This window comes from Caballeronia sp. TF1N1 (genome assembly GCF_022878925.1).
In the GTDB taxonomy this organism is placed as follows: domain Bacteria; phylum Pseudomonadota; class Gammaproteobacteria; order Burkholderiales; family Burkholderiaceae; genus Caballeronia.
In genome coordinates this window covers 256,576-279,300 of the sequence record NZ_CP084627.1, presented here as the reverse complement: position 1 = coordinate 279,300, position 22,725 = coordinate 256,576, and the positions used below count along the sequence as shown (strand labels likewise).

Sequence of the window (22,725 nt, the reverse complement as noted above, 5' to 3'; positions counted from 1 at the left end):
CCGTCAGTTCGCATCGCCAAAAACACCGCCGCGAATCAGAACGGCCATGACGAAGTGCTGCTGCTCGACCGCCGGCATCTTGTCCTTGAGCAACCAGTCATCGAGGAGGTTGTAGAAGTCTTGCGTCGGCTTCAGCTTCGGATGGCGATAGGCCGTGCCCTGAGTCGTGACCGACCCATAAGGCTCGACCGCAATCGGGCCAGATTCCAGCGCGTTCTCATACCAAGTATCGATCGTTCGCAAGGCATTGCCGATTTTTTGCGAGTGAATAGCCGCGACGTTCTCCACGTGATAAAGCGTCTTGCTCTTTTCCGTCTTCTCCAGAATCAGCTCTTGAGACGGAAATACTTCCTGACCAAAGCCAAGACGCACATACGCGGTCACGCGCAGAAGCACATGGGTTCTACCCGCAAGCCCGTCGGCAATAAGTCCGCCCAGCGCCGTCACATTCGAATCGAATTGATCCATCGTGCGCAAGCCAAGCGACAACGCATCGAACGCGAGTTTCTGTACGCACTCGCCGTTCTTTTGACGCGATACTTCGACCGCCACGCTTTCCGCACCTATACGGTTACGCCAAAGGAAGCGTCCGTTTGCCAGATTCGCGGCGTAGCGATTAGCCAGCTCAGTAAAGTCATGCTTGGCGACATAATCATTCACCACGTTTTGAAGCCGCACTCTATACGCTGCGTTATTACAAGCCGAAGGCATGCCCGTGCCCGACAGAACGCGCAACGAGAAAGTGACTCGGAGCGTGTCGGCATCGGCCGGCAGCGTAGCAACGTCCACGGCCTGCAAGTTTGCATTATTGACGGCTGCATCCAATTTGGCTGGATCACCGCCCTTTGCCTTGAGCCGATTCGAAATCGTCCCACGAACCGATTTCACGCGGATACGAACCGGCGACCATTTCGATCCGTTGTCGCGTTCATCCCAACGGCCAGAGTGGAAGACCGCATCGGACGGATCCAGCTTACGTTCAAAAGCGAGGACAGAAGCAGTAGCAATTTTCTCAGACATCTTTTTATATATTCCTAATCAAGATAAAAACAAAGGACACCACGACGGACGCGAAAGGTCGCCGCGGTCAATCAAACTCGTATTCCTCGTCATCGTCCAACTCGGTGTCGGAGCGATCGGGTACGTAACCGCTACGACAGCGATACAAGCCGATCTCCGTATTGGTTTCCGCTCGCCAAAGCAAATCATCCAGACTATTCAGCCGATGCGGGCTGATCCACTGACCGATTGAATACACCGTCTCTACGAATACGCACGGAATGGACGGATCGCGCACGTTTTCGACGCTGCCCGCTGGATACGGTTTAGTGAGCGCGGCGTAGCCCACGGGTATTGGCACGGTCCAGCCTTCGCCCTTTTGTCTGTTAGGATCGGCCCAACGCACGCGCTTGGGTGCGGTGGACGATGCAGCGTCATCGGCCGCTTCTTTTTCCGGCATGGGCTGATAATTGAATCGAGCAGCGTGCAGCCAGGCATCGATCAAGCTGGCGTCAGGGTGCTTTTCGCGCAACGCGTCGTGGCGGTTCTTCAAAATATCGTCGCGGCCGATAAGCGCGTAGCCCGGAAGCCACTGACGGCGCCATCGGGCGAAATCGCGCGCCCGTTTGTCGTGGCTATCCGCGAGCTCGGCCATCCAGGGTTTGGTACGCCGTCCGGGCATGGGACCGACCGGCAGCAACGTTCCGCCAGCGACACGCATGCGCGACACGATCTCCCCAACCTTATCGGCCCATTCGGCATATTGCTTTTCATGGTCCAGTATCGATGAAGCGATAGCGTCGTCGATTGAAACTTGAAACACCAATGTGATGTCCAGGTGCATTCGTCCTTCCTCGACGATCGTGGATGGCTTGCCATCACGGCCCAAGGGATTGCGTGTCAAACGGAATGTCTTGACGTAGCCCTGGGCCACCTGCTCGTCGTATCGATGACAGATCACGCCAACCTGTTGCAGCCTTAGCGGAACGTCCTCAATGGTGAGCTTGCGCTGCAAAGACCACATGAGTCCGGTAGTTGCAGTGATGGACGGAAAGCCGTGCGTGAACGCGCCGGAAATGGCATTGGCATTCTGTACGTGCAGATGAGGCAACACGAGCAACGCCTTTGCGGTGTTAGCGCTGTTAATGTTCTTCATGCGCGTTCATGCCCCGTCAGTTCGCCATGCGTCTTGCGAAATGGGATGTAGTGGGGCGCCCCAAGTCGATCTCGCAAATCACGCAGGTGTTGCACCCAGCTACTGCCCTCGCCTAGCAATTTTCTACGCCATTCGCGAGCCTCCTCAAAGCTGACACGAGTCAATTTGTCCTGCAACTGGCCGTTGAGCCAGTTGCCGAAGCCGATGCCAATCTGCGCGGGCCAGTCCATAACGAGCCATCTTTGCAGGAAGTCGCCTTCTTCCGGCAATTCGGCACGCAACGGGTCGAGCCAGAGCTTTTCCTCTTCAGCGAGCGTGTCGAAGCAAGGTTCCCGCGTCCAGCCTGCTGGCTGGAGCAATAGCTCTCCGGCATAGATAACCAATTCGTCGACGATCCTTTCTCTTAGCCGATTCGTGCGGTCACGAAAGTGCATGTTGTTCGGACGGCTGCTCGACAAATGCTCCTGCAATCTGTGAACGGCAGCACGCACTGAGCGACGTGCGCCGAAGGATCGCGCGAAGATCGATGTCGTATGTACCGGAAGAAAGTTGCGTTGGGCTTTCCATATTGGCGGCAGTGACGACAACAGGTAGTTATTTCCCCCGCGCTCGCTAGTGAGCTGTGAGACTATCTGCGGCTTAGTGCTACCCAATTTCTGAATTGCGAGATCACGGTAATCACGATAAGCGCCCTCGTACATCGAGCCATCGCGATATGCTTGACGCGCCAACTTGTTGGAATCACCAAAGCGGGCGTCTTGCACTTCCTCGTATATGACCTGAGCAAGCGAGGTTGGGTGCAGCGGAGAAATAAGGTGATACTGCGCGTCGTCATCGGCGTTGTCGCCGACCAGCCAGTACAACTGCTTTGCGTATCCGTGGGAAGCAGGACCGCCGTCGCGTTCGGCCACGATGCTAATCAGCGCCTCTCGCAACGTCTTGGCCTCGGAAGGATCGTCCGCGAGAGCCTGTAGAGCCGCCTGGTCGTCGTCCAGCAGAGCCTGAAGCAAACTGCGTCCACCGGACTCGATCTTAAGCAGCTTGTAAACGTCAAGAGCACCCGCATCACCTGTTACGTCGACCACAAAGTGATTACCTAACGCATGACTGCCAACTTCACTAAGAGAAGGCAACTCCGTAGGTTTAATGTAGAGATTAGTGCCGCGTGCTCGTGGATGCATCGCCTTCAGCGAATGCGTAACGACCTGTATATGCTTTACACGCCTTGCCGCGTCATTAAGCCACGGACCGCGTTGATAGTCGGCGATCAGTTCTGATCGCTTCGCATCATCGAGGGGAAGCTTGTCCAGTTTGGCTTGGAGACGTTCAGGCAAGAAGGCGTCAATTGCTGCGCGGAAGCAATCAGATGCTCCCGGCGCATGTGAACATGACATGTGTTCTCCTAACTTTCCTTAAAAAAGCATTCAACGGACCACTCAACTTTATTGGCGAGATTCGGTGTTTGATTGACTACTGAACTCGCCTGAAATAGATTAAGGGAGCAGACTTCACTAAGTCAAATCTTTAGTGGTTCGAAAATTCTTAAATGTGTGAATTGCAAACGTGCTAACGTAGTTTGTTGGATCTACCGTGCAGGTAGCTGAGAAAAAGTCAAATCTTTAGTGTTTGTCATTCCTGCCGAACAGGCAGCAAATCCTCACTCCTCCCTAAACCCCAGCACCGAGTGAAACCACCACCCATTCTGCGATTCATGCAAGCTAACCGTAGCAACCCTCTCCGCGCTAGCCAACGCGCTCTGTCCGTGCGCATCCGCCCATTGCCGTAATAGGTCCATCAATTCGACATGACACCACGAACCAATCCCCGGGCCGACTAACTCGGAATCAGCTATCTGCTTGAACTTGTGGTGAATATCGACATACGGCGCGTTCCCTCGCTCCCGCCGACCGATAACCCGATGCAACCGCAACTCATCCTCGTCCTCCGAAGGCAGCAACGCGATATCTTCGCGTCGCAGTGGATCATGACGAAAGCGCTGCATCTGCGGCAGCACACCCGTCAACCAGATTCGAACGCGCTCGTCGTCCGTGGCGTGCCAATGCCGCGTGGCATCGTGCGATATGCGCGTACGTGACATGCTGCTCGCATCGCGCGGCCGCATCGTGTCACGCATTCGGCCATGCTCCAGGTCGATCAGGCTCTTGGAAGGCTTCAACTTGTCGGCGCGACAAATACGCGGCCGAGCATCGATCGGCCACGAATGACTGCCTTCAGGCAGCGGCAACAACTCGCTCAAGAAGTGCGTTTGCAAATGGAAGAAATAGGCCGATTCGCCCGACTCCCGAGATACGCCGCCTGACATCTCGAACCCCGGCTTGCTGAACACCGCGTCCAGCTTCGGATTACGTCGCTCGAAGTACCGAAGATTCGTATCGAGCACAGCGATATTCGCCCGCGCCACCGCCCCCGCCCGATGCCGCCGCACGCGCCCCGCAAGCTGGATCAGCGAACGGATCGACGACGGTTCGGCAATTGCCCAGTCAGCGTCCCAATCCCGCCCGACCTCGCACACCGGTGACGCCAGCACGATAAACAGATGATCTTCCTCAGGATGCGCATCGAGCAGCGCGCGCACCGATGGATGCCGCAACGCAGGATTCCCGCCGCTTCCCTGCGCCCGACGATCGAACACCGAATCCAGTTGCTGTTCGATATGCGATCGCGCCAGCAATGCAAACTGCGAGTGATACACGCACAAGTGAACATGCACACCGGATGCTGGCGCGCCTTGCCGATACATCGCCCGGGCAACATCGAACAACGGCTTGATGTTGGCCATTCGGATAAGGCCAAAACTCACGCGCTTGCCGGTCGTTGCATCGACATCGTGATTCTGCTCATCCTGATGCAAGCTCCACGCAGACTGCAAAACGAGTGCCGCAAAACCGACGTGAAAGGCGACGATTGGGGCCGCGTCGCGTACCGCTACGACAAGCAGGGGCGGCTAACCACGCTGAACAACGAGAACCACGAATCTACCGAGTTTCGTTATGACGCGCTCGGTCAGGTCATCGAGCAGACGGGGTTCGACGGGCGCAGCGTCGCTTATGCATGGGACGATGCCGGGCGGCTGGCGGCATCGACTGAAGCCGGCGTCGAGACGCGTTACGAGCGCGACCCGATCGGACGGCTCACCGCGCGCACGATCGGCAAGCAAGCGACCGAGAGTTTTTATTACGACGCGCGCGGGCGGCTCGCGACCGCCACGGCCGCTGGCAGCACGACCCGCCTGCATTACGACGACGCGGACAACCTGATCGCCGAAGAGCAGCACGTTCGCCCGTATTACCGGGGCCAGTATTCGACCGTCACGCGCCACCAATACGATGTGCTCGGTAATCGCACGAAGACCATCCTGCCGAATACACGCTCCATCGACTGGCTGCGTTATGGCTCGGGCCACGTCCACGGCGTCATGCTCGACGGCAAGCCGCTGATGGATTTCGAGCGCGACAAGCTGCATCGGGAAATCAAGCGCACGCACCGCAGCTTCACGCAGGCGCGCCAGTACGATCCGGTGGGACGGCTCGCACAGATGTCGGTGCGTCATGTGAGTTCGGTGAATTTGCTCGATGTGCTGGCCGAGCGCACCTATGGGTACAGCACGGCGGGCAACCTGACGCGCATCGAGGACCATGTGCGCGGGGTGACCGATTACACCTACGATCCGGTAGGCCGGCTGCTCAAGTCGGCGACGCCCGACCTGACCGAAATCTTTGCGTTCGATCCGGCGGGCAATCCGGTCGATGCCAACAAGGTTCCACCGCGCCCGGCGATCGAGACGGCCGAAGCGCGTGCCGCGCGCCATGCCCGGGAGGATGAAGAAGACGCGGCATTGAAGCGCGCCGGCCGAAGCCCGACATGCAACTCGCTGATGTGTTGCGATACCTGCGCCGCATACCGATCGTGGGCATCTTGAGCGAGGCGTCTTACACCACTGTCCGCAAGACGATGAGCAAGCGCGCTGAGCAAGGGTTCGACCGCATCGGCTTTCAGACGCCTATCGGACCAAAGAATGCCAATGGCCTCCTCCGAGACAGGGAGCTTGTCCTCGAAATCCTTTGCATTCACAAGATACACAGGCGCCGCCCAGCCCAGCGTCCGAGCCTGACGCGTGAGCCGCTGTGCAAGTTCTTCCGAATCAAATGGAGCGTCCTTGTAATGCCGATTGCACATCACGGCTACGATCGCATCTACGGGCCGTCGGCGACGGAACCGACGGATCTGGTCGAGCCAGTCGGCATCGATAAAATCAATTGTCTGCGCCGCATAAATCAGAACCGCACCACTGGTGATCTCATAGCCGTTCTTGGCAAGCCCTGGCGCAAGGCGTTTGACGATCGACTCGTCGCCACTCACAAGAATCCAGCGATCGCGGTACCGCCAGCACCTGCCATGGCGGTCGCGAAGCGCTAATTTCAGTGCTTCCCGTTTGATCGGCACAGACTCTTTGCGCACCGTCTCGGCCGCACTCAGCCGGGCGAGCGGATCGCGTTCGAATTGCTCCTGCTTGCGCTGCAGGGCAAAGCGCGCTGTCAAGCGCCATGTGCTTGACAGCGCGCCCCGTGCACTGAGTACGATCGCGCCCATCATGCATACAAAAATCACCCTTCGGGCAGCAGATGGATCGAGTTCCGAGCCATGGGACCAAGCGTAAAGTGAAGCGAGCGCGGTCAGCGCTCCCACAAAAATCCAATAACGAGATTTAGGCAATTTCTATTCCGTCGCGTGTCGATGTCTGGCCTCCCGGCTGCGCGACCGCAACGCGAAACCTGCCTTCTCTCCATGCCATTAGTTGTGGGCGCTTGGTATCCGCCGCGTGCTCGATACCGAGCGTGAGCGTGAGCCATCCGGTCGCGCCGTCGAGGCGATCGAATGTCTTGTCAATGTCGTGAATACCGGACAATTTCTCAGTCTTTGACACGCCGGCCACCAAGCTTGAAATGTCTCGGGAGATGATTGATTTCTCGTCGGACTCCAGAGCAGCTTCCCATAGATCACTAATTTGATCGCCTGTCGCGTGCCCAAACCGCAAAGGGGTTGTCAGTACAGCCCTGCACTCCTCCGACTCACCTTCGATCGGCCGGTGCAGTATTGCAAGCGGACAAAGCTCATAACGATAGGCGAGCGGCGCCCATGACAGCAGCAAGGCGACCGCAGCTTCGGTGCTGTCGTCGAATGGCGCTTCACGAAGCTGTACAGCAGCAAAAAGGACGAACCGTTCCAACTTTGGCCCACCTCGGACATCGAGCCATTCATCCAGCGCCATCACGCCTTGTTCGGGTTCGATCAGAATGGCAGTGGTCGGTCGAAGTTTCGCGGCGGTCCAACAAGCTTGCCATGCCGCAAGCGAGGTGTCGCGATCCGCCTCCTTGGGCAACTGCAGACGAACGGCAAATGGCGCGTCATGGGGAATCTTCCGGACTACATCGACCATCGCCGCGATCAGATCTCCGAAGCAGGCGCGATAGCGTGATGGATCATCGTCGTCACCGACCAGCGGCAGTTCCTTGTAGTTGCTAACCGAGACTGCGATTTCCCCTGCCGGCAGTTCGGCGGTGTTCGCAGGCTCCGCAATGAGCCTCGCCATGTTCGACGTGCCGGCGCCAGTTAGATAGGCATAGCCGAGCACCGCGAGCGGATCGCGGGCAAACTCCACTGCTTTTTCTCGGTCTGCGCGCAGTGTTTCGTTCACTGCGTCGATCCGATCACATTCCTGTTCGTGATAGAGCCAGCGCAATCCGTAGGCAAGCGCCCAAAGCAGAAAAGGAATGCCTAACAGCTGGATCCAGAACCATGCTGTGCGCGTCGATTCGTTCTTGGGCCACGCGACGAAGGTATAGACGGCGCCTCCCGCCATGACAACAGCAAGAAGCACCAGCCAAATAATCATCCGTGGCGGCTCGGGACGGGTCTCGGATGACTCTGCCGGGGGTAAAACGACGGGCATCCGTCTACCGCAAGCTAGAAATAAGGCGACAGCCGCACGTAGCACGAAAGCCGTGCCGGGCGACTGGAACCCCGCCGTCGGTCGTGCCATCGTCACCGTCGATGACGAGGTTAGGCTTGATGTCGTGCAAAGGGCAACTTACCTCGTCTCCTTTGCGCGCGACATAGCTACCGCCGAAGCGCATGGTCTTCGAGGCGGTAATGACTTTGCCACCGTGATCGGTGTCGTCGCCAAGACGGATGAGATCAATCATTTCGTGCTCCTTTTACTTGTCTTTGAACCAATTTATGCAATTGCCTCAGTGTTATCCGAACGCTCACGCGCTGAGGCAATGCTCCAGTCGTTTTCGGGCATGTAGGAAACGTCGCCGAAGTACATCATTCGCCAATTCTGAAGCTTTGAAAAATCGTTTCCAAAGCCGGCTACAGAATCGTGTACCAAGTAGTCGAAAAAATCGAGTTCAGCTTGCGCGTCGCTTGGTTCGCCGATGATTAAAGACACGTCTTCATAAGCACGGGCCAACGTCAATTCCCTCAGGGTCAAGGTCTTCCCATTCAGTTTCTTAGTCTCTGCTTCCGCCGTCGCACTATTGATCGCAAGACCGCCTTTGGTAATAAGACGTAGTTGCTCGTCCTGCTTTGGCACCAAGTCGCCGTTATTTGTCTTTGCAAGTATTTGTTTTGCCTTAGGCAGACGTGCGCGTGCGGCGGAATCGTTGGTCAGCTTGGAGAGGTGACTACGTGCGACGTAAAGCGGGAAAAGGTGATCGGAGACAGCTTTCTCAAGTGGTCCGGCGGCTCGAGCGCGCCGTTGATATCGATTAAACAGAGCCGCGGTCTTGGGAGAAAGACTAAACGACGCTTGGACCTTTGCACCAAGCGTGCTTAACGATCGCAGCGGTACGCCGGCAGTTCGAGCCGCACGATACATGTGTAGCAACGGCACCTGACTTAGCTTTTCCGCGTCTTCCAGCGCTTTGGTCTGTTCTGCGGGCGCATAGCCCCCACCCACATCTGAGTGCACTCCGGGATAGACGATCTCAGAGCAATTCGGAGGATAGTGCTTTCCGTCACGCACGGAATCCAAGGGAAAAGAATCGCGGACCTCATGCGCGGCGACGTAGTGAATGCACTGCTCTACCATTGCCGGAATCTTTAGGCTTTTCGCCCAATCGTAGTGACCATCTTTCGGTGCAATACTAAGTCCGACGCTCAGAGCCGGCGATATGGCGTAGGTGGCGAATTTTAGGATTGGACTATGATCGACGGATTTGGCACTAGCGGGTAACCCTGCGGAGGCAACCGTATCGAACAAGCCCATGAAGTACACCCGGATCGGGTAACCTTGATAGCGCCATCCGGCGGTGTCCTGTCGGCAATCCTTGGACAGGCGAACAGCAAAAGCACGCGCCAGGGCTGCGCCTCGTGAAAAGCCGAACAGCGCGACGTTGATCATTCGAATCGGTTGCTTAGGGTTCGTCGCGCGAGCTTTCGCTTTGGAGATTCTCTGATCGAACTGAGTCCTTGCCCACCGCAAACGCTTGTCTCCACCGCTAGCGAACGCAAGTCCCGGCGTGCTCGCTGTCATCTCGCCGACTTCAGGGAAAGGTGTGCCGAGCCCGTTAATATAGATTCGATATGTGCCTGTCCTTTCTTCATCTTCAGCATGTGCCGCATGAAGGCGTGCAACGTTACTATGTGCCGACTTCTCTGTGTCAATGTAAAGATTGTTTCCTGTACCGTCGAAGAAGACAGAAATCCAAAGCGATTGCGAACAGTCTGAAGTACCAGGCCGCTTTTTCTCATCGAAGCAAGCCATAGATTCCGCACGCTTTTCACGCTCACTCGAAGTCAACGGCCGCAGACCAGCCGAGGAAGGAACCTGAGTAATGTCCAACATGGCTATTTATTCTCTTATCGTACAAAGGGCATGCGTCGCTCAAGCTTCAATCGCGGCGGCGAGGGTCCATCCGAACCAGATATGGCGGCCTCAATATGACCGTCCGGGTAGAAGTGAATCTCAAGATATTTCGGATCAGGAGGAATAGAGCCTCTTACTTCGACTCGTACTTTTTTGGCTGGCTTGGGCGGATCGACGATTCTCCTTGAAGGATAGGATTCGAGAGCGTCCATTGAGTATCCAACCTCGACCCAAAAGGGCATTTTTGTCTTGCGACTCATAATGACGCAGCAGGAAACACTTCCACCGCCAGAAGTCGGCGTGCTTAGCTCAACACTGCCTCCCCCCTGACCATTCACTCCGAAGTTCCAGAAGGCGCGATCGGTGTAGTTGTATCCAATTATTCCGAGCATGTATGGATCTTGTGTGCACCCCCCGAGACTCGTAAGCGCCAGCAAGCTTGCCAATGCAATACGTTTAAATCGCCTTTTCAGCATGATTTCGGCTCCTCTTGTTCCTCTTGTTTATGTGCTGCGAGCAAAGCCGATCTCACCCGGTTAGTCAGCAACATATGACTGAGCAACTCCTCGGTTGTTGCCTGCGCGACAATCCCCTCGCAGACCCGGTAGCGAGTCTGTGCGTCGAACTCAGCGAGGAGATCGTCATCGCTCAGCTGCAGCGAATGCAACACGGAATCAGGCAAACTGGCGTCCACAAAGACCTCAGTCTGTTGCTCGCTTAGCCGAAGGGGACCGCAGTATGAGTCTTCAGTCTCGTCCGCCAAGATCAATTTCTGCGTCTCACCATACCTATCGAGATACCACCATTGTTTTGCGAGTCCGAGATACGCCCGACGCTGCTCGGCAGACAAAGCGCGGTCAAGCACGGCGAGCGAGCGCGTATCGAAAAATTTCATCTGCCATTCACTGCCGTCCTCGCACAATGCATCTAGCCGCTCGCTCAGGCCGCAGATCAGATCGTCGGTTGGCAGGCGAGAGAACAGGAACGACACGCCGCGGTAATCATCTACGCAGGCGTGCGCCAGCCGCGTCAGGAGCTTCGATGGCTTCTCGGCCCCTCGCGCGATACGAACCAGGTACGGACCATAGTCGAAGGCGACCCCGCCATCCGATGCAACACCGTCAGTGCGACCGTTCATGTCTGCCTCATTCCTTCGATAGCGGCGCGAGATCCTTGCCGGGCTTCTTCGGGTCCATCGGATCGAGCCCGCTCTTCAATTCCGACTGCTCTTCGGCCTGCGCCTCGACCGATGTCTTGTGCCGGTGCGCGAAGATCAGGCCATTCTTCACGGCCGGCAGCTCCGGGTGATCCGCCAGCCACTGCTCGAAGAACGCTTTCGGTACGTGCTCGGTGATGCCGAAGCCCGCGACCGCATAACGGGAGTTCGCCCCGTTCAGCGTCACGCGCTTGCGCAATTCGCCGTGCTTTACGATGTCCAGATGCATCCCCTGCGGCAGGCGGCAGGCCACCGTCACGGTGTCGCTGGATGGGGGTGGCGCGACCGAGGGCGCGGCTGCGGTGGGTTGCATTTCAGGTGACGCGTCTGATTGCTGCGTCGTCGGGTCGGCGAGTTTCGCGTCCGACAGCGTGTCTGAGCGGGCGGTACGGGCGGCCATATCGTGACTCCTAGACCCCGACCATCGAGGCGATCGCAAACGGCTGGAAAATCACTGTGCCCCAGGTCCCCTGCGACTTCTTCTGCTTGAAACTGCTGGTCTCGCGCACGATGCCGTGCGCGCGCATCTTCTCGGTGAACGCGCAAAACCCGGTCTTTTGCGGTCACAAGCGGCGGCTGCGCATCCATGGCGATGAGCGCCGTGGTGTACTCGAGCACGTCCGGCAAGACGATGCCGAAGGTCCGCTCGAGTTGGTCGAAATCGCTATTTCTCATGGTTGGCCTCGCTTCATGGGCGCCGTCGCATGCGCAAAAAAGAAGACCCGCGCCACCCGCCTATTCGAGTCGCGGATCGGTCGCGGGTCTTCAACGGGGACAGTTCGTCTCTAGCCCAAGGGCCACGTCGAGATCTTCATGAGTTCGCCGGGCGCCGCGGCGGACATCACGAGCCACTTGGTCTCGACCGCACCGGATACCGAGGCGCCAGCGGCTCCCGGAACGGCTGTGCCGTCCGTCAGTTTGGCGAACACCTTCTGCCCGGCTGCAGTCGCCACGGTGCCCGCATTGCGCGTCCAGAAGTCGCCCGCGTGATGCAAGGTGACAGCAAACCCTGCGGGAATCAGCAGCGTGGCCTCGGCGAGCCACTGCGTGATCAGCGCCTGCTGCTCGCGATGCACGAATCCCGTGGGGGCGCCGGTGCCGGTGTTCGATACGAGGTTGTAGAAGTCGACCTCGCCCGAGCTCACGTTCTCCTCGCCGTTCGAGCTCGCCCATGCAAAGCGCCCGACTATCACGCCATTCGGGCCGGCCACGAGCGAGCCGGGACCAGCGAGCACCGAGGCGCGTGGATTGGCCGACGCGAAGTCGCCCTCGACAGCGGGCGACGGTTGCACATACACCTGCGTCTGGAATCCCATGACGATCTCCTAGCCGAGTTGTTTGATGCCGGCCGCGTGGGGATAGCGCTCGGCGAAGCTCTTCATCGAAGCCGAGTCCATCGCAGGGTGACCACGATTGAGCGTGCGCTGTAGACCCGTCATGCCCGGTTTGGGCTGCGCCTCGAGGATGGCGCGAAACGCACTGGGGTGAATGCCCTCGAGGCGTATCCCGAGCGTCGTGAGCGCCGCGTGATAGACCTCCTCGGCGCTGTCCTGCGCCAGTGCCAGGTGTCCGACCCAGGGCTGCACGAAGCTCTCCGCATCGGCCACCGCGCGCATGCGCCGGATCGCTGCGGTCTCCGCACCCTTCGCGGCCTGCTTGACTGCCTCGCGCATGGCTGCGTCCATCGCGACTCGAGCTTCACGTTGAACTTGGCGGCGCACTTGGGCAATCGCTGCGTCCATCGCCGGACGGCTCACCGGATCGGTGTCCTTTGCGGGTGCGGCCGAACCCGGTGGTGGCGGTGTGCCCGGCGTCGGAGGGGGCGTGTCGACCGCCGCCATCTCATCATCCTGGTCGCTCGCGAGCTTGAGCGCGCGAAGCTTGGACTCGATGCCGGTCAGGTCCTCGTCGCTGAGCTTGCCGCGCAGTCCGCTCAGGATCTGAGCGATAGGATCGGCTTCGTTGGTGCCGTCGAGTTCCCCACCGGCTGCTGGCTCGGCCGCAGCGTCGGCCTTCGACGGATCACCGTTGTCACCCTCGCCCGCATCCTCCGTATCGAGGCTGTCGAGCAGCGCCACGAGATTCTCAATGTCGGCGTCGGTGGCCAGCTTCGGTTTGAGCGACGCCAGGATCGACGTCTTGCCGGTTAGCCAATTCGCGCGCGTGAGGCTCGCCAGTACAGGATTAAGGTCCGTGCGCGCATCGGCGGCCAATGTCGGCCGGAAGGCTAGTAACGCGCCGCGCACGAGCGCCCCACGACGCGAAAGTTTGAGTCCCTTCGGTGAACCCGTTGCTGTGCTGCCCATGATGGTTCTCTCCAATGCTGAATCGCCGACAGCGACGTCCGGTCCGGCGCGGCCCGCGCGCACGAGCGCAACGTGGTTGCCACGGATGTCACGCATCACACCGTCGTAGGACTCGCCGTCGTAGACGCCCGGCGTCATGTCGGCGCGGTAGTAGTACGCCGATGAGATCTCGCGGCGCGTGTCGTCGTCGATGCCGCGGATCGCCTTGGCATCCCATACCACGAGGCTGTTACGCAGGTACGGCGCATCGAACGCTGCATCGCTTCCGGTGCTGCCCACCACGATCTCTTTCTTGGGCGACGCGGCGCTGAGCTGGATGTGCTCGCGACCAAGCTCGTCGAACGCGTCGATCAATGGGACGCGGTTGAAGGTCGGGGCGGCGCGCGCGAGTTCGTCGGGGTCACGCAGCAGCCGGTACGTGCGCTGAGCATCAAGGCCAAGCTCTTCCCAATCCGGAATTTCACTGCCGAGGTACGGGCAGACGTTGGCTTTGCTGATCGGTGTGATGGCGACGTGAAGGCGACCGTCTTGATCGTAGGTGCGGACCGAGGCGCGGTCGAAGGCGAGACGCGGTTCGTTACCGAAATCCAGCACGCGCAGCGCGATTGACATGCGAATGACGCCGTATTTACGCTGTGCTTGTCAAGATTGTGAATATTTGCCACATAACAAGATCAGACGTCTCTAACGTGTAGCATGCCTGTGCATCGATTAGTTTCCTTTGACAACGTAAGCGACCATGGATCCGTCTTGTATTCCCAACGATCTATACGCGCCAATCTACGGAAGGCCATGTCGGTCCTATCAGCAATAAAACGACTTTTGTTAAAGCCTGTCGCGCATAAAAGCTCTACCGTACAGCGAGTCGTAACCGCCGTAGAGCGACCTCGACATTCTTCGGCCACGCCCTCCGCTTTACCAGAAATCGTGGCCGCATCGAAATTCTCTCCTGCTAGTAGTAGCATCAAACTCCCATCCAAGATTGATGACTTATTGGCGATGGGCGTGACAATCCATTCGCCCAATCGGAAATGGACAGTAGGCTATCGTGACCCTGGCCCTACCTTGGTCCATGAAAGTGTCGTTCGACTTCGGAACAACGAGACGCGTGAAATCTGCACCACGGTTCGATCGCTTGTTCGACCGATCGCAGTTGACGTATCGGATGAAGGCGTCTGGGTTGTAGACGACGCGGGGCCGGCCTCAGAACTCTCAAGCACAGTTGTTGTGTTCGATTCCTCTGGAGCGGAGCTTTACCGACGGGCATACCGGGCAAATCTTATGCAACTGACGATTTCGCCGTGCGGAAGATACATTGCGAGTGTTACAGCCAATGCACCGAACGAGGATAGCCATCTCCTTGAAATTCACAACGTGAGTAAAGGCAAAGTATTGTTTTCCCGAACACCCGCTATTGCAACGCAATGCACATACATATTCGAGTTCGAAGAAAACCAACTTGTAAAAGTGTTCGCCAAAGTGCCGAAACTTGGTCGGTTTGCCTACGCAGCTTCCGGGGAATTCCTCGATGCGAAGAGGTATTTGAAAGCACGATTGACAAAAGGCAGCTTTAGCGACCGAATTCTGGCAGGGCAAGAGCTGATTGGCGCAGACCCTTCGGAAACAGCGCTACGGCAAGCCTTAGAGTCAGTTGAGGTGGCGATAGGAGAGTCCAAAGAGAGTCGTTCATGGCACGTGAGCGGATTGTTGCTCAAGGGAAGGATCTGCAATTCGCTAGGGCAACTCAACGAAGCGATTAGAGCCTTTGAGGCTGCACATGAACTCAATCCACGAGCGATATCCCGCAAGAGAATAAACGCACTCGCAAATAGGCTCGCTTCATGAACCTTCCGTTGCTGAACGTACTTTAACAGTTCGGGTAGTGTCGGTGTCGGCCTCGACTTTGCGCATGTTGGCCAGTTGCTCCTCCGACAGCGTCCACAGCGGCACATAGCTGAAGCCGATGTCCGGGTCGATTGCACCGAAGAGCGACAGCTGGATCACATTGAGAAGACGCGACAGCGGCGCGGTAAAGAGCGCCTCCTGCTGCGCCTCGATCCACGCATAGAAAGTGCGCAACTCGCCTTCACTGGTCGCGTTCAGTCCCGAGGGCGTGATGCCGAGCAACACGATCAGCGGAATGCCGGTGACCGCTGCCATGTGTTCCTGCGACTGCGCCTGCAGTCGATCGAGGCTGCCAAGCGGCGCCGACACGTTGGCGAAGTCCTCGGTGTCACGGTCGATCATCATCAGGTGCCGGTTGTCGCGCGCTTGATTGAACAGCACCGCGCGCCGCAGCATCTGCTCCGCCCCTTCAGCATTCAGCACCGCGGCCAAGTTCGTCTTGAGCACCATGGTGGAAAACGAATGCAGCAGGTCCGACACGCTCTGGCGTGTTCGCAGCCAGTTGTCGACATAAGGCTTGGCGATCTGCGAGAGACTTAAGCCGCCAAACGCATACGCGGGCTTGAGCATGTCGGGCACCGGACGCGACACAAAAGTGAGCAGCCGGCTCGCATGGACCTGACGGTTCATCACGAACCAGGTCTGCGGCTGATAGAAGTCACGCCGCAGCGGATCGGTCGAGTTGTACATGCCCGGATACGTCCAGATCGGCTCGACCACCCGCAAGCCCTTCAGACTGCCCAAGCCGATCTTGGCTCGACTGTCCGCCAGCGGCGCGATCAGTTCCTCGGGGCGGTCATCGCCCATGTCGAGATAAAGCTGCGCGCGTCCGAAATAGCCGTCCTGCTCGGCCACCTTGCGAAAAGCGGCCTGCACGCCCAGACGCTTCATCTCGGCCACGATGGCCGCAATCTTCTCGCTCTTGTCGCCGTTCTTGTCGTCCTTGCCCGTGCCCTGCAACCGAATCCACTTGCGCGTCATCTCCTTGGCCAGGATCTCGGCAGGACGCCGGTACTCGGGACGCTGGGTAAGTTCCGCCAGATATGGATAGCCGAGAAAGCCGAGCCCTTCGCTAAAGGCACCCGATATGGCTCCTGAGAGCGCCCAGCGGTAGTTCGCGTCACTTGGTGAATCGCACGCGAGCTTGGTGTCCTGGGCGATGACACCAGGCGCGGCCTGCGGCAGCGTGAAGGCCCGCATACGCGGCGGTGGCGCACCTAGCACGCCGAGTGCCGCGTCACTGATCTGACGGGTCTTGGGACCGTTGCACGCGGGCGATGCCGTCGGCTTGAACGTTTCGTTCAGGCGAGGTCGCCAGAAGTCGAAACGCAACATAACTTCGAAACTAGCGCTGCCGGGTGATTCCGAAAAGTCGCAAAACGAGTACAGATTTCGAGAAAGCACGTCGACTTTAAGGTAGGCTACATCGCAATTATGAAAAGGAGACGGAGTCGTGACACGAAGATTTAATATCGAGGCGCTGAAGGCCATCGCTCAAGCGCCGGCCACCGGCGAAGCGGAGTGGCTAACTGCAGCTGAAGACTCCGTCCTATTCCTAAAGGAGAACGCGGAGAGCGAGGAGACTTTGATCTATGCCAGCGGACCGGCGACGCTCATTCATGCCGTGCTCGCGCCGCTGGAGCAAGTCACGCCTGCAGACCAGAAAGATCTCATGGACTCCTTCGTGCAGCCAGACGACAGCTGGATCATTCAAAAGAGGTACGGCGGCGGCGAAGGCCACCACGTCTACCTTGAAGCGCCATTAAGCTCGGGAAGATCGCTATCCGGCGGAGAGAAGCTCGTTTTCCGGCGCTCATTCGATGGCGTCCAGAAGGGTGAAAGTCCAGTCGAACTGAGCCAAAAGCTCGTGCATGCGCTCGGCCTGCATTTCGTGGCCGAACGCAGCGCGTACTGTCGGCTCGATGAACGCGGGGACATTGAGGACGTTCTTCGCGTAATACGCACCGAGCTTGCGGGACGGAAGAGCCTTACCGCGGTTACGATTCTAACCAAGGATCTTGGCACTTACATGACTTTGGCTAACATGGCCCTCGTCTACTTCTTTGACTTCACTCGTTTCGATTCAGCAAGTTTCATCGGTTGGGGCGAGCATCCGCGAATCGACCGCAGGGCCCCCGACCTCTTCTATCACGGCGGTAGCATCGTAAATGCCAGCTATGTCAACGGTCGGATGATCGTCCGCTCAGCCATCCCGTTGCAGCGACTCATCGACGAGTGGAAAGAGGAAACGAACCCGACTATGACAAAAGAATATGCGACGTTCAAGATATTCGACCGCAAAAATCAAGTCGAAATTGAGACGTCGTGTGCACCGGATTTCATTACGGACTACTTCCATAAATCGGACCTTCCTTGGCAAATTTCTCCCGCTTTTTTCCGTCCTGACGTGTTGCACCGCTTCAAGGCCGACCCCGAGAAATATAGTCTTGACGACCGCTCCATTAGTTGTCGCAACGCTTGGTACCTCAAGAGCTACGACATTAACGAAGCAGGACAGGTGCATGCCTATATTGGCGACCTCGCCCGCCTTCCGATCGAAGAGCAGCGCTATTGGCAATCGTTCAACGAATGGCCGCGGGGCACAATCTCAAGACGCGCGCACGAAAACGACATCCTTGGTGAGTTCAGTTCTGAGTATGACCCGCTCCTGCTTTTGAAGTACAAGATCAGGAAACTGAATATCACTCCGCCTGACTGGTGGCAACCAAGGGACGAAGCGCTCATGGACGCGGCACGCTACCCGGCCACAGATTCAACTCTTGAATGGGCCAACGAAATCATGTCCTTCGACCAGTTGCTCGTAGAAGGATTTCAGCTTAAGCCATTGCGAAAAAGTCTGGAAGCGAGAGGAAAGAAAGCGGAAACAAGTTGGGCCCCTTTGCGCGTGATCTCAGAGATCTTTGTTGCTTCTGGAAATACTGTCGACGATGCCAAAGCACTCCTCGGTCCTCTCAGTAGGCTTCACGCCTTGCGTAGCATCCTAAAAGCACACAGCTCGGTCGAGCAGAAAAATAACGAAGAGCGGCAAGCGCGCGCAACACATGGAACCCTACGGGCTCACTTCAAAGATCTCGCCGCCCAATGCGACAAGAGCTTTGACGCAATTCTGCTCGTCCTTGAAACGGACAAGCAGCTATGAGGCAGGCGCCAGCCGTTGCGCGGTCGACAACGCGAACGCGCGCGACAGCGCGTCGACCTGATCGTCGTGCGTGCCGAACGGAAAGCCACGCAGTTCGGCCACCAGCGGCGCTCTGTATTTGCCCGACGATCAGAAGTGTCAATAATGGTGCCCCAACGGCTCATCTAGAATAGGACCAAACCAGCACATGGCAAGAAAAGCAGGCGTTGTAAACGTATTCGCTACGCATTATGAGAATTGGTCTCAACGCGATGCAACTTTTGACGAGGCGTTGGATCGTGTCAACAACAAGGGCTTGTCCTTGGTGGAAGCCCTGCGGGTGAAGGACAAGCTTATGGCAGTCGTCTCGACGCACTTCGAAGCGGCTGCCCGCATACTCCGGCAACATGCTGACAATGGCATGGAGCGCCACATCGACGAGGCACTCGACTCAAGCATCGAGTATTGCAACCTGCGCGGATTGATGCCGCCGGATGAACCCGAGGCCCTTAGTTCGTATCAGGGCGAGTTCTCAGAAGACGGTTGGGCAATGGCGGATCAGGCCATAAAGACTTATGGCGTAGAGATAGCGGAGGGACAATTCTTGTTCCACGGTGGCCGATGGGCAAGCAACAACTCCACTGTCACAACGTCGCGTCCGTTTTCGACGTCCTTCTGCCCTCAGGTGGCCTTAAGGAATGCGCAGTGGAGAGGCAAAGCCTATGATGCTGGCCGGGTGGACCTTATGGTGGTCCGCGTGACACGGCCTAAAACTAAAGCCTTCGCGTACAGCCTAAAGGGCAATCACGGAAACGAGAAAGAGGTAGTCTTCGCGAGCGGCGCAACACTTACCTGTGTGCGCAAAACCTACATCGCCGACATTCCCGTATCCAGAGTCACTTCGGGCATTCAAAGGGTTGAAAAAAACGTGCCAGCCTACGTAATTGAAGTCGAAATTAGTTGACCAGCTGGTTTTTGATAACCGCAGATTGAGCAAAGCTCAGTATGCAAAAAAAATCCGACCAGTTGAGTCGCTGTACCGCTTCAGCCAACTTCCCCTGTCACTCGGAACGTGCTCTTCGGGTTTGCTGGCATGCCGACGTGACTTTAGACCGACCGCCAGCATGCACTCGTATTAAACCGCTGCCAGCGCTGCATCCGAAATCCGCATTGGCCGCCGCGCAATCAGTAGCGCAAAGGCGCGCGACAGCGCGTCGACCTGATCGTCGTGCGTGCCGAACGGAAAACCGCGCAGTTCAGAGATCAGCGCGGCGTTCCAGTCGCCCCGCAGCATCAGCACGTTGCCCACATTCATCTGCGCCGCGAACGGCTCGGCGCGCGTGACCTTGTCGCCCGTCTCGGGGCTGCTCACCACGCGATAACCCGCCAGCTCGCGCGTCAGATACAGCACCTGAGTTTTGCCGGCTTGTCCGGGGTCTTGCGGTAGGCCGACACGCGTGCCCCCGCCGTCGAGTTGCGCGGTGCCCGCGATAATCGCATCGCGCCGGTCGGGTCCCCACCGCCCGCGCGTCACATCGCCGATAACATAGCGCCCGTCCGCCAGGCGCCCGAGCTTCGCACCCGCCGTCCAATCGCCGTCGCCCTCGATACTCGCCAGATCCCAGGCGCGCACCCAGTCGATCCAGCTCGTCGGAATGATGTCCACGACGACGAGTTGCTCAGGCTTGAACAGATCGCCCTCCGGGGGCACCGGCATCTGCTGATACAGCGATGCCCACGTGCGCGGGTTCGATTCGTACTGCGCCCAGTGCTTTTGATCGAACCACTCGGTCCACAGATACTCGCCTTTCGCGCGCGCGAGCGGATCGGTATCGTTCTCGCAACGCGCCTGCAGGCACAGGACCTCCCACATGTTGCCGTCGCGGCAGGCGATGCGCCCGCTCTCGCCATGCCAGCCTTCGGGCAGGATGCGGCCCGCCAGGTCGTCCTCGTGCCAGCGCGTACCGATATAGACGATCCAGCCGCCCGGCATCAGCCGCGTCTTCAGGTCGTCCTCGTAAGCGTCGAACACCTTCTCGCGCACGACTTCCGAGTCAGCCTGCTCACGGCCGCGAATCACGTCATCGAGGATGAGCCCGTCGCAGCGGTTGCCCGTGACGCCTGACAGGATGCCGCTGGCGAGATACTCGCTGCTGTTGGTCAGCGCGAACGCGTGCGCGGCGTGTGAATCGGCCGCCAGCTCCGTGTTCCAGATGCGCTGCCAGCGTGCCTGCCGCACGATCGAGCGCGTGCGCCGGCCCATGCGGCTCGCGAGCGCGTCGCCGTAGCTCGCGAGGATCAGCCGCCGCTGCGGCGCCGCGCCCACATACCACGATGGGAATACCACCGAGGCGTAAGTCGATTTACCCGCGCCCGGCGGGGTAAAGATCATCAGCCGTCCGTGCGGCGTGCGGCTGGTCGCGTCCACGCGCTCCAGTATTAGCCGATGGTGCGCCGCCAGCGGCGTCGACACCGGCTCGAACTGATCGCAGTCGTCCGCATCTGCGTCATCGCTCGCAGGGTCACCAACAGGCCGCCCGGGCACCTCGATCGCGTTGGCGTAGTCGACGATGCTCGCGCGAGCGCGGCGACGTGAGAGCAGTTCAGCCGCTGCCGCATCACGATTAACGCGATCCACTCGATTAACGCGATCGACGTCCCTTGCGTCCCTTGGCGACGATGGCTTCGAGTTCGGCATCGCTCATGGACTGCAAAACAAGCGGACCGCCGTTCGCGCCAGAGAGCTCGACCGCCTGTGCGGTCTCCTTCCAGCGCGCGCGGCATTTCAGCCAGAAGATTGCCGCGATTGTGTCGCCACCGGTGGCCTTGTTGTAGAGCGATTGCGCCACGTTGCTGTTGGCGCGAACCGCCCCCTCCAGCAGCTCTTGCGCGAAGTGCGTGCGCAGCGTCTGCTCGGTCACAGGTCGCCCGCGTGCGCCGGTCACCAGCGCGCAGATCTCCGACACGGACGTGCCGCATGCGGCGAGCTTGAGCACAAGCTGCCGCTGTGCAATAGCCGGCGCAAAAGCGCTACGCGGCATGATTAAAACGCCTCACCCGTCAACGGTTCCATGCGATGTTAGGCCAGATGTAGCGCACGTTTTTGCCGCAGTGGTCATGTTCAAACACATCGGCTTGATTGACTCGCTTTCGTTCGCCATCAGAGCGTTAATGCCGTCATCCCAACCACGGAATGAAAGCCATGAACGCACCAGCCAACAACGCACACCACACCAACGAACAAGCCGCTCACGACGGGCTATCCACGCGGCTGTACCGCATCAAGAACACGCTCCTGAACATTGGCGACGTGCTCTACGATCAGAACGGTCGCAGCGTCGGCCAAGTGACCTATCTCGCCCACGGCCCACGACACAGCGATCTCGTTGTCCATACGTGCGGCGGCGACGCGTACCGAACGCGCGGCGGCTACCTGCTGGGCCTGTCCAACCGCAAGCCCTACTAAAGCAGCGCGCAACCAGCAGCGCCGGCCTTGTGCCGGCGTTTTCGCTGGTGCGGCTAGCGTGGGAAACCCACCCGCGTGGCTTCGATCTGACAGACCCAAATCACCACACACTTCACTCGCTTTCGTTCGCGACCAGAGCGTTAATGCAGTCATCGCAACACACCAACGCAAGCCAAGCAAATGAACACCAACACGACCCACACGACCAGCGCCACGATCCCCAACACCCGCAACGAAGGTTGGGGCTTCTTCGGCACGATGGACCAGCACGCCAAGGCCGCCTGGCCGCGCGCGATTGAAGCGGTCTCAGAAGCGACCGGCGAATCGCACGAGGCGGTGCGCCGCTTCCTCGACGCCGCGCCTGGGCGGCACTTTGCCGACGACGTTCACAACGCCATGCACGGCGGCCTCGAACTTGCCGCCGCCATCGACGCCGCCACCCGCAAGTGGATGGGCTGGACCATCAGCGCGCGCGCAAGTCGCCAGCACGGCATCCCGCGCGGCCTACCTTATCTCACCGGCTTCGTGATCCACTGCGATCTCACCAGCAACGACGAATAAAGCCCACCGCGCAGGCTGCGGCCTGCGCCTCAACATCGACACGCTTATTGACTCGATTGTCTAGCAAACCAGAGCGTTAATGCTCT

At 58.6% G+C, this 22,725-nt stretch carries 23 protein-coding genes; 8 read left to right on the top strand and 15 right to left on the bottom strand.

The features are described from left to right. Positions 1–3 precede the first annotated feature (3 nt). The 4 genes from csy3 to LDZ28_RS15310 form a co-directional block, all read right to left on the bottom strand. Complete coding sequence (csy3, locus tag LDZ28_RS15325) at positions 4–1,020, bottom strand: type I-F CRISPR-associated protein Csy3 (protein ID WP_244829237.1); 1,017 nt, start codon at positions 1,018–1,020, stop codon at positions 4–6. A gap of 67 nt (positions 1,021–1,087) precedes the next feature. Then, positions 1,088–2,155, bottom strand: coding sequence for a type I-F CRISPR-associated protein Csy2 (gene csy2 / locus LDZ28_RS15320; protein ID WP_244829236.1), 1,068 nt, complete (start codon positions 2,153–2,155; stop codon positions 1,088–1,090). Further along, a complete protein-coding gene (csy1, locus tag LDZ28_RS15315) occupies positions 2,152–3,549 on the bottom strand; it encodes a type I-F CRISPR-associated protein Csy1 (protein ID WP_244829235.1) in 1,398 nt (465 codons plus the stop codon). Before csy1 ends, csy2 begins: the two co-directional genes overlap by 4 nt. A gap of 263 nt (positions 3,550–3,812) precedes the next feature. Then, positions 3,813–4,955, bottom strand: coding sequence for a hypothetical protein (locus tag LDZ28_RS15310; protein ID WP_244829234.1), 1,143 nt, complete (start codon positions 4,953–4,955; stop codon positions 3,813–3,815). A gap of 111 nt (positions 4,956–5,066) precedes the next feature. Here LDZ28_RS15310 and LDZ28_RS15305 point away from each other — a divergent pair, with 111 nt between their 5' ends. Beyond that, a complete protein-coding gene (locus LDZ28_RS15305; protein ID WP_244829233.1) occupies positions 5,067–6,095 on the top strand; it encodes a hypothetical protein in 1,029 nt (342 codons plus the stop codon). Then, entirely contained in the window at positions 6,038–6,592 is a 555-nt protein-coding gene (locus LDZ28_RS15300; protein WP_244829232.1) for a hypothetical protein, read from the top strand. Before LDZ28_RS15305 ends, LDZ28_RS15300 begins: the two co-directional genes overlap by 58 nt. A 289-nt stretch (positions 6,593–6,881) precedes the next feature. On the opposite strand, the gene LDZ28_RS15295 is transcribed toward LDZ28_RS15300, so the two are convergent. The 6 genes from LDZ28_RS15295 to LDZ28_RS15270 form a co-directional block, all read right to left on the bottom strand. Continuing rightward, complete coding sequence (locus LDZ28_RS15295) at positions 6,882–8,069, bottom strand: hypothetical protein (RefSeq protein ID WP_244829231.1); 1,188 nt, start codon at positions 8,067–8,069, stop codon at positions 6,882–6,884. A gap of 61 nt (positions 8,070–8,130) precedes the next feature. Further along, the gene (locus LDZ28_RS15290; RefSeq protein ID WP_244829230.1) at positions 8,131–8,379 is read right to left on the bottom strand and encodes a PAAR domain-containing protein; all 249 of its coding nucleotides are present in this window, start codon (positions 8,377–8,379) and stop codon (positions 8,131–8,133) included. A gap of 32 nt (positions 8,380–8,411) precedes the next feature. Further along, positions 8,412–10,025, bottom strand: coding sequence for a DUF2235 domain-containing protein (locus tag LDZ28_RS15285; protein WP_244829229.1), 1,614 nt, complete (start codon positions 10,023–10,025; stop codon positions 8,412–8,414). A 14-nt stretch (positions 10,026–10,039) separates the two neighbouring features. Continuing rightward, positions 10,040–10,522, bottom strand: coding sequence for a DUF3304 domain-containing protein (locus LDZ28_RS15280; RefSeq protein ID WP_244829228.1), 483 nt, complete (start codon positions 10,520–10,522; stop codon positions 10,040–10,042). Further along, entirely contained in the window at positions 10,516–11,184 is a 669-nt protein-coding gene (locus LDZ28_RS15275; protein ID WP_244829227.1) for a DUF4123 domain-containing protein, read from the bottom strand. Before LDZ28_RS15275 ends, LDZ28_RS15280 begins: the two co-directional genes overlap by 7 nt. 7 nt (positions 11,185–11,191) lie before the next feature. Beyond that, entirely contained in the window at positions 11,192–11,662 is a 471-nt protein-coding gene (locus tag LDZ28_RS15270; protein WP_244829226.1) for a hypothetical protein, read from the bottom strand. 86 nt (positions 11,663–11,748) lie between these two features. On the opposite strand from LDZ28_RS15270, the gene LDZ28_RS15265 reads away from it, so the two are divergent. After that, the gene (locus LDZ28_RS15265) at positions 11,749–12,051 is read left to right on the top strand and encodes a hypothetical protein (RefSeq protein ID WP_244829225.1); all 303 of its coding nucleotides are present in this window, start codon (positions 11,749–11,751) and stop codon (positions 12,049–12,051) included. On the opposite strand, the gene LDZ28_RS15260 is transcribed toward LDZ28_RS15265, so the two are convergent. Beyond that, complete coding sequence (locus tag LDZ28_RS15260; RefSeq protein ID WP_244829224.1) at positions 12,048–12,578, bottom strand: hypothetical protein; 531 nt, start codon at positions 12,576–12,578, stop codon at positions 12,048–12,050. The genes LDZ28_RS15265 and LDZ28_RS15260 overlap by 4 nt on opposite strands. A gap of 9 nt (positions 12,579–12,587) precedes the next feature. Then, on the bottom strand, positions 12,588–14,180 hold the full coding sequence (locus tag LDZ28_RS15255) for a DUF2213 domain-containing protein (protein WP_244829223.1): 1,593 nt from the start codon (positions 14,178–14,180) through the stop codon (positions 12,588–12,590). A 315-nt stretch (positions 14,181–14,495) separates the two neighbouring features. Here LDZ28_RS15255 and LDZ28_RS15250 point away from each other — a divergent pair, with 315 nt between their 5' ends. After that, entirely contained in the window at positions 14,496–15,413 is a 918-nt protein-coding gene (locus tag LDZ28_RS15250; protein WP_244829222.1) for a tetratricopeptide repeat protein, read from the top strand. On the opposite strand, the gene LDZ28_RS15245 is transcribed toward LDZ28_RS15250, so the two are convergent. After that, positions 15,408–16,964, bottom strand: a complete 1,557-nt coding sequence (locus LDZ28_RS15245; protein WP_244829221.1) for a DUF1073 domain-containing protein — start codon at positions 16,962–16,964, stop codon at positions 15,408–15,410. The genes LDZ28_RS15250 and LDZ28_RS15245 overlap by 6 nt on opposite strands. On the opposite strand from LDZ28_RS15245, the gene LDZ28_RS15240 reads away from it, so the two are divergent. Then, positions 16,927–18,633, top strand: a complete 1,707-nt coding sequence (locus LDZ28_RS15240; RefSeq protein ID WP_244829220.1) for a hypothetical protein — start codon at positions 16,927–16,929, stop codon at positions 18,631–18,633. The two genes, LDZ28_RS15245 and LDZ28_RS15240, sit on opposite strands and share 38 nt — an antisense overlap. A 187-nt stretch (positions 18,634–18,820) precedes the next feature. Continuing rightward, positions 18,821–19,576: a hypothetical protein gene (locus tag LDZ28_RS15235; RefSeq protein ID WP_244829219.1), complete on the top strand. Its 756-nt coding sequence runs from the start codon at positions 18,821–18,823 to the stop codon at positions 19,574–19,576. A 171-nt stretch (positions 19,577–19,747) separates the two neighbouring features. Here LDZ28_RS15235 and terL read toward each other — a convergent pair whose 3' ends face one another. After that, entirely contained in the window at positions 19,748–21,310 is a 1,563-nt protein-coding gene (gene terL, locus LDZ28_RS15230; protein ID WP_244829218.1) for a phage terminase large subunit, read from the bottom strand. Next, the gene (locus tag LDZ28_RS15225; RefSeq protein WP_244829217.1) at positions 21,255–21,653 is read right to left on the bottom strand and encodes a hypothetical protein; all 399 of its coding nucleotides are present in this window, start codon (positions 21,651–21,653) and stop codon (positions 21,255–21,257) included. The genes terL and LDZ28_RS15225 overlap by 56 nt, the downstream gene beginning before the upstream one ends. Positions 21,654–21,814: 161 nt before the next feature. On the opposite strand from LDZ28_RS15225, the gene LDZ28_RS15220 reads away from it, so the two are divergent. Both LDZ28_RS15220 and LDZ28_RS15215 read left to right on the top strand, forming a co-directional pair. Further along, a complete protein-coding gene (locus LDZ28_RS15220) occupies positions 21,815–22,078 on the top strand; it encodes a hypothetical protein (RefSeq protein WP_244829216.1) in 264 nt (87 codons plus the stop codon). Positions 22,079–22,258: 180 nt separating this feature from the next. Continuing rightward, a complete protein-coding gene (locus LDZ28_RS15215) occupies positions 22,259–22,639 on the top strand; it encodes a hypothetical protein (RefSeq protein ID WP_244829215.1) in 381 nt (126 codons plus the stop codon). Positions 22,640–22,725 lie beyond the last annotated feature (86 nt).

Excerpts from the sequence above, each read along its gene's own strand:
- csy3 (WP_244829237.1), bottom strand. The coding sequence starts at position 1,020 with ATGTCTGAGAAAATTGCTACTGCTTCTGTCCTCGCTTTTGAACGTAAG.
- csy2 (WP_244829236.1), bottom strand. The coding sequence starts at position 2,155 with ATGAAGAACATTAACAGCGCTAACACCGCAAAGGCGTTGCTCGTGTTG.
- csy1 (WP_244829235.1), bottom strand. The coding sequence starts at position 3,549 with ATGTCATGTTCACATGCGCCGGGAGCATCTGATTGCTTCCGCGCAGCA.
- LDZ28_RS15310 (WP_244829234.1), bottom strand. The coding sequence starts at position 4,955 with ATGGCCAACATCAAGCCGTTGTTCGATGTTGCCCGGGCGATGTATCGG.
- LDZ28_RS15300 (WP_244829232.1), top strand. The coding sequence starts at position 6,038 with ATGCAACTCGCTGATGTGTTGCGATACCTGCGCCGCATACCGATCGTG.
- LDZ28_RS15295 (WP_244829231.1), bottom strand. The coding sequence starts at position 8,069 with ATGATTATTTGGCTGGTGCTTCTTGCTGTTGTCATGGCGGGAGGCGCC.
- LDZ28_RS15290 (WP_244829230.1), bottom strand. The coding sequence starts at position 8,379 with ATGATTGATCTCATCCGTCTTGGCGACGACACCGATCACGGTGGCAAA.
- LDZ28_RS15285 (WP_244829229.1), bottom strand. The coding sequence starts at position 10,025 with ATGTTGGACATTACTCAGGTTCCTTCCTCGGCTGGTCTGCGGCCGTTG.
- LDZ28_RS15280 (WP_244829228.1), bottom strand. The coding sequence starts at position 10,522 with ATGCTGAAAAGGCGATTTAAACGTATTGCATTGGCAAGCTTGCTGGCG.
- LDZ28_RS15275 (WP_244829227.1), bottom strand. The coding sequence starts at position 11,184 with ATGAACGGTCGCACTGACGGTGTTGCATCGGATGGCGGGGTCGCCTTC.
- LDZ28_RS15270 (WP_244829226.1), bottom strand. The coding sequence starts at position 11,662 with ATGGCCGCCCGTACCGCCCGCTCAGACACGCTGTCGGACGCGAAACTC.
- LDZ28_RS15260 (WP_244829224.1), bottom strand. The coding sequence starts at position 12,578 with ATGGGATTCCAGACGCAGGTGTATGTGCAACCGTCGCCCGCTGTCGAG.
- LDZ28_RS15255 (WP_244829223.1), bottom strand. The coding sequence starts at position 14,180 with ATGTCAATCGCGCTGCGCGTGCTGGATTTCGGTAACGAACCGCGTCTC.
- LDZ28_RS15245 (WP_244829221.1), bottom strand. The coding sequence starts at position 16,964 with ATGGCCTTCAGCGCCTCGATATTAAATCTTCGTGTCACGACTCCGTCT.
- LDZ28_RS15235 (WP_244829219.1), top strand. The coding sequence starts at position 18,821 with ATGGCAAGAAAAGCAGGCGTTGTAAACGTATTCGCTACGCATTATGAG.
- terL (WP_244829218.1), bottom strand. The coding sequence starts at position 21,310 with ATGCCGAACTCGAAGCCATCGTCGCCAAGGGACGCAAGGGACGTCGAT.
- LDZ28_RS15225 (WP_244829217.1), bottom strand. The coding sequence starts at position 21,653 with ATGCCGCGTAGCGCTTTTGCGCCGGCTATTGCACAGCGGCAGCTTGTG.
- LDZ28_RS15220 (WP_244829216.1), top strand. The coding sequence starts at position 21,815 with ATGAACGCACCAGCCAACAACGCACACCACACCAACGAACAAGCCGCT.
- LDZ28_RS15215 (WP_244829215.1), top strand. The coding sequence starts at position 22,259 with ATGAACACCAACACGACCCACACGACCAGCGCCACGATCCCCAACACC.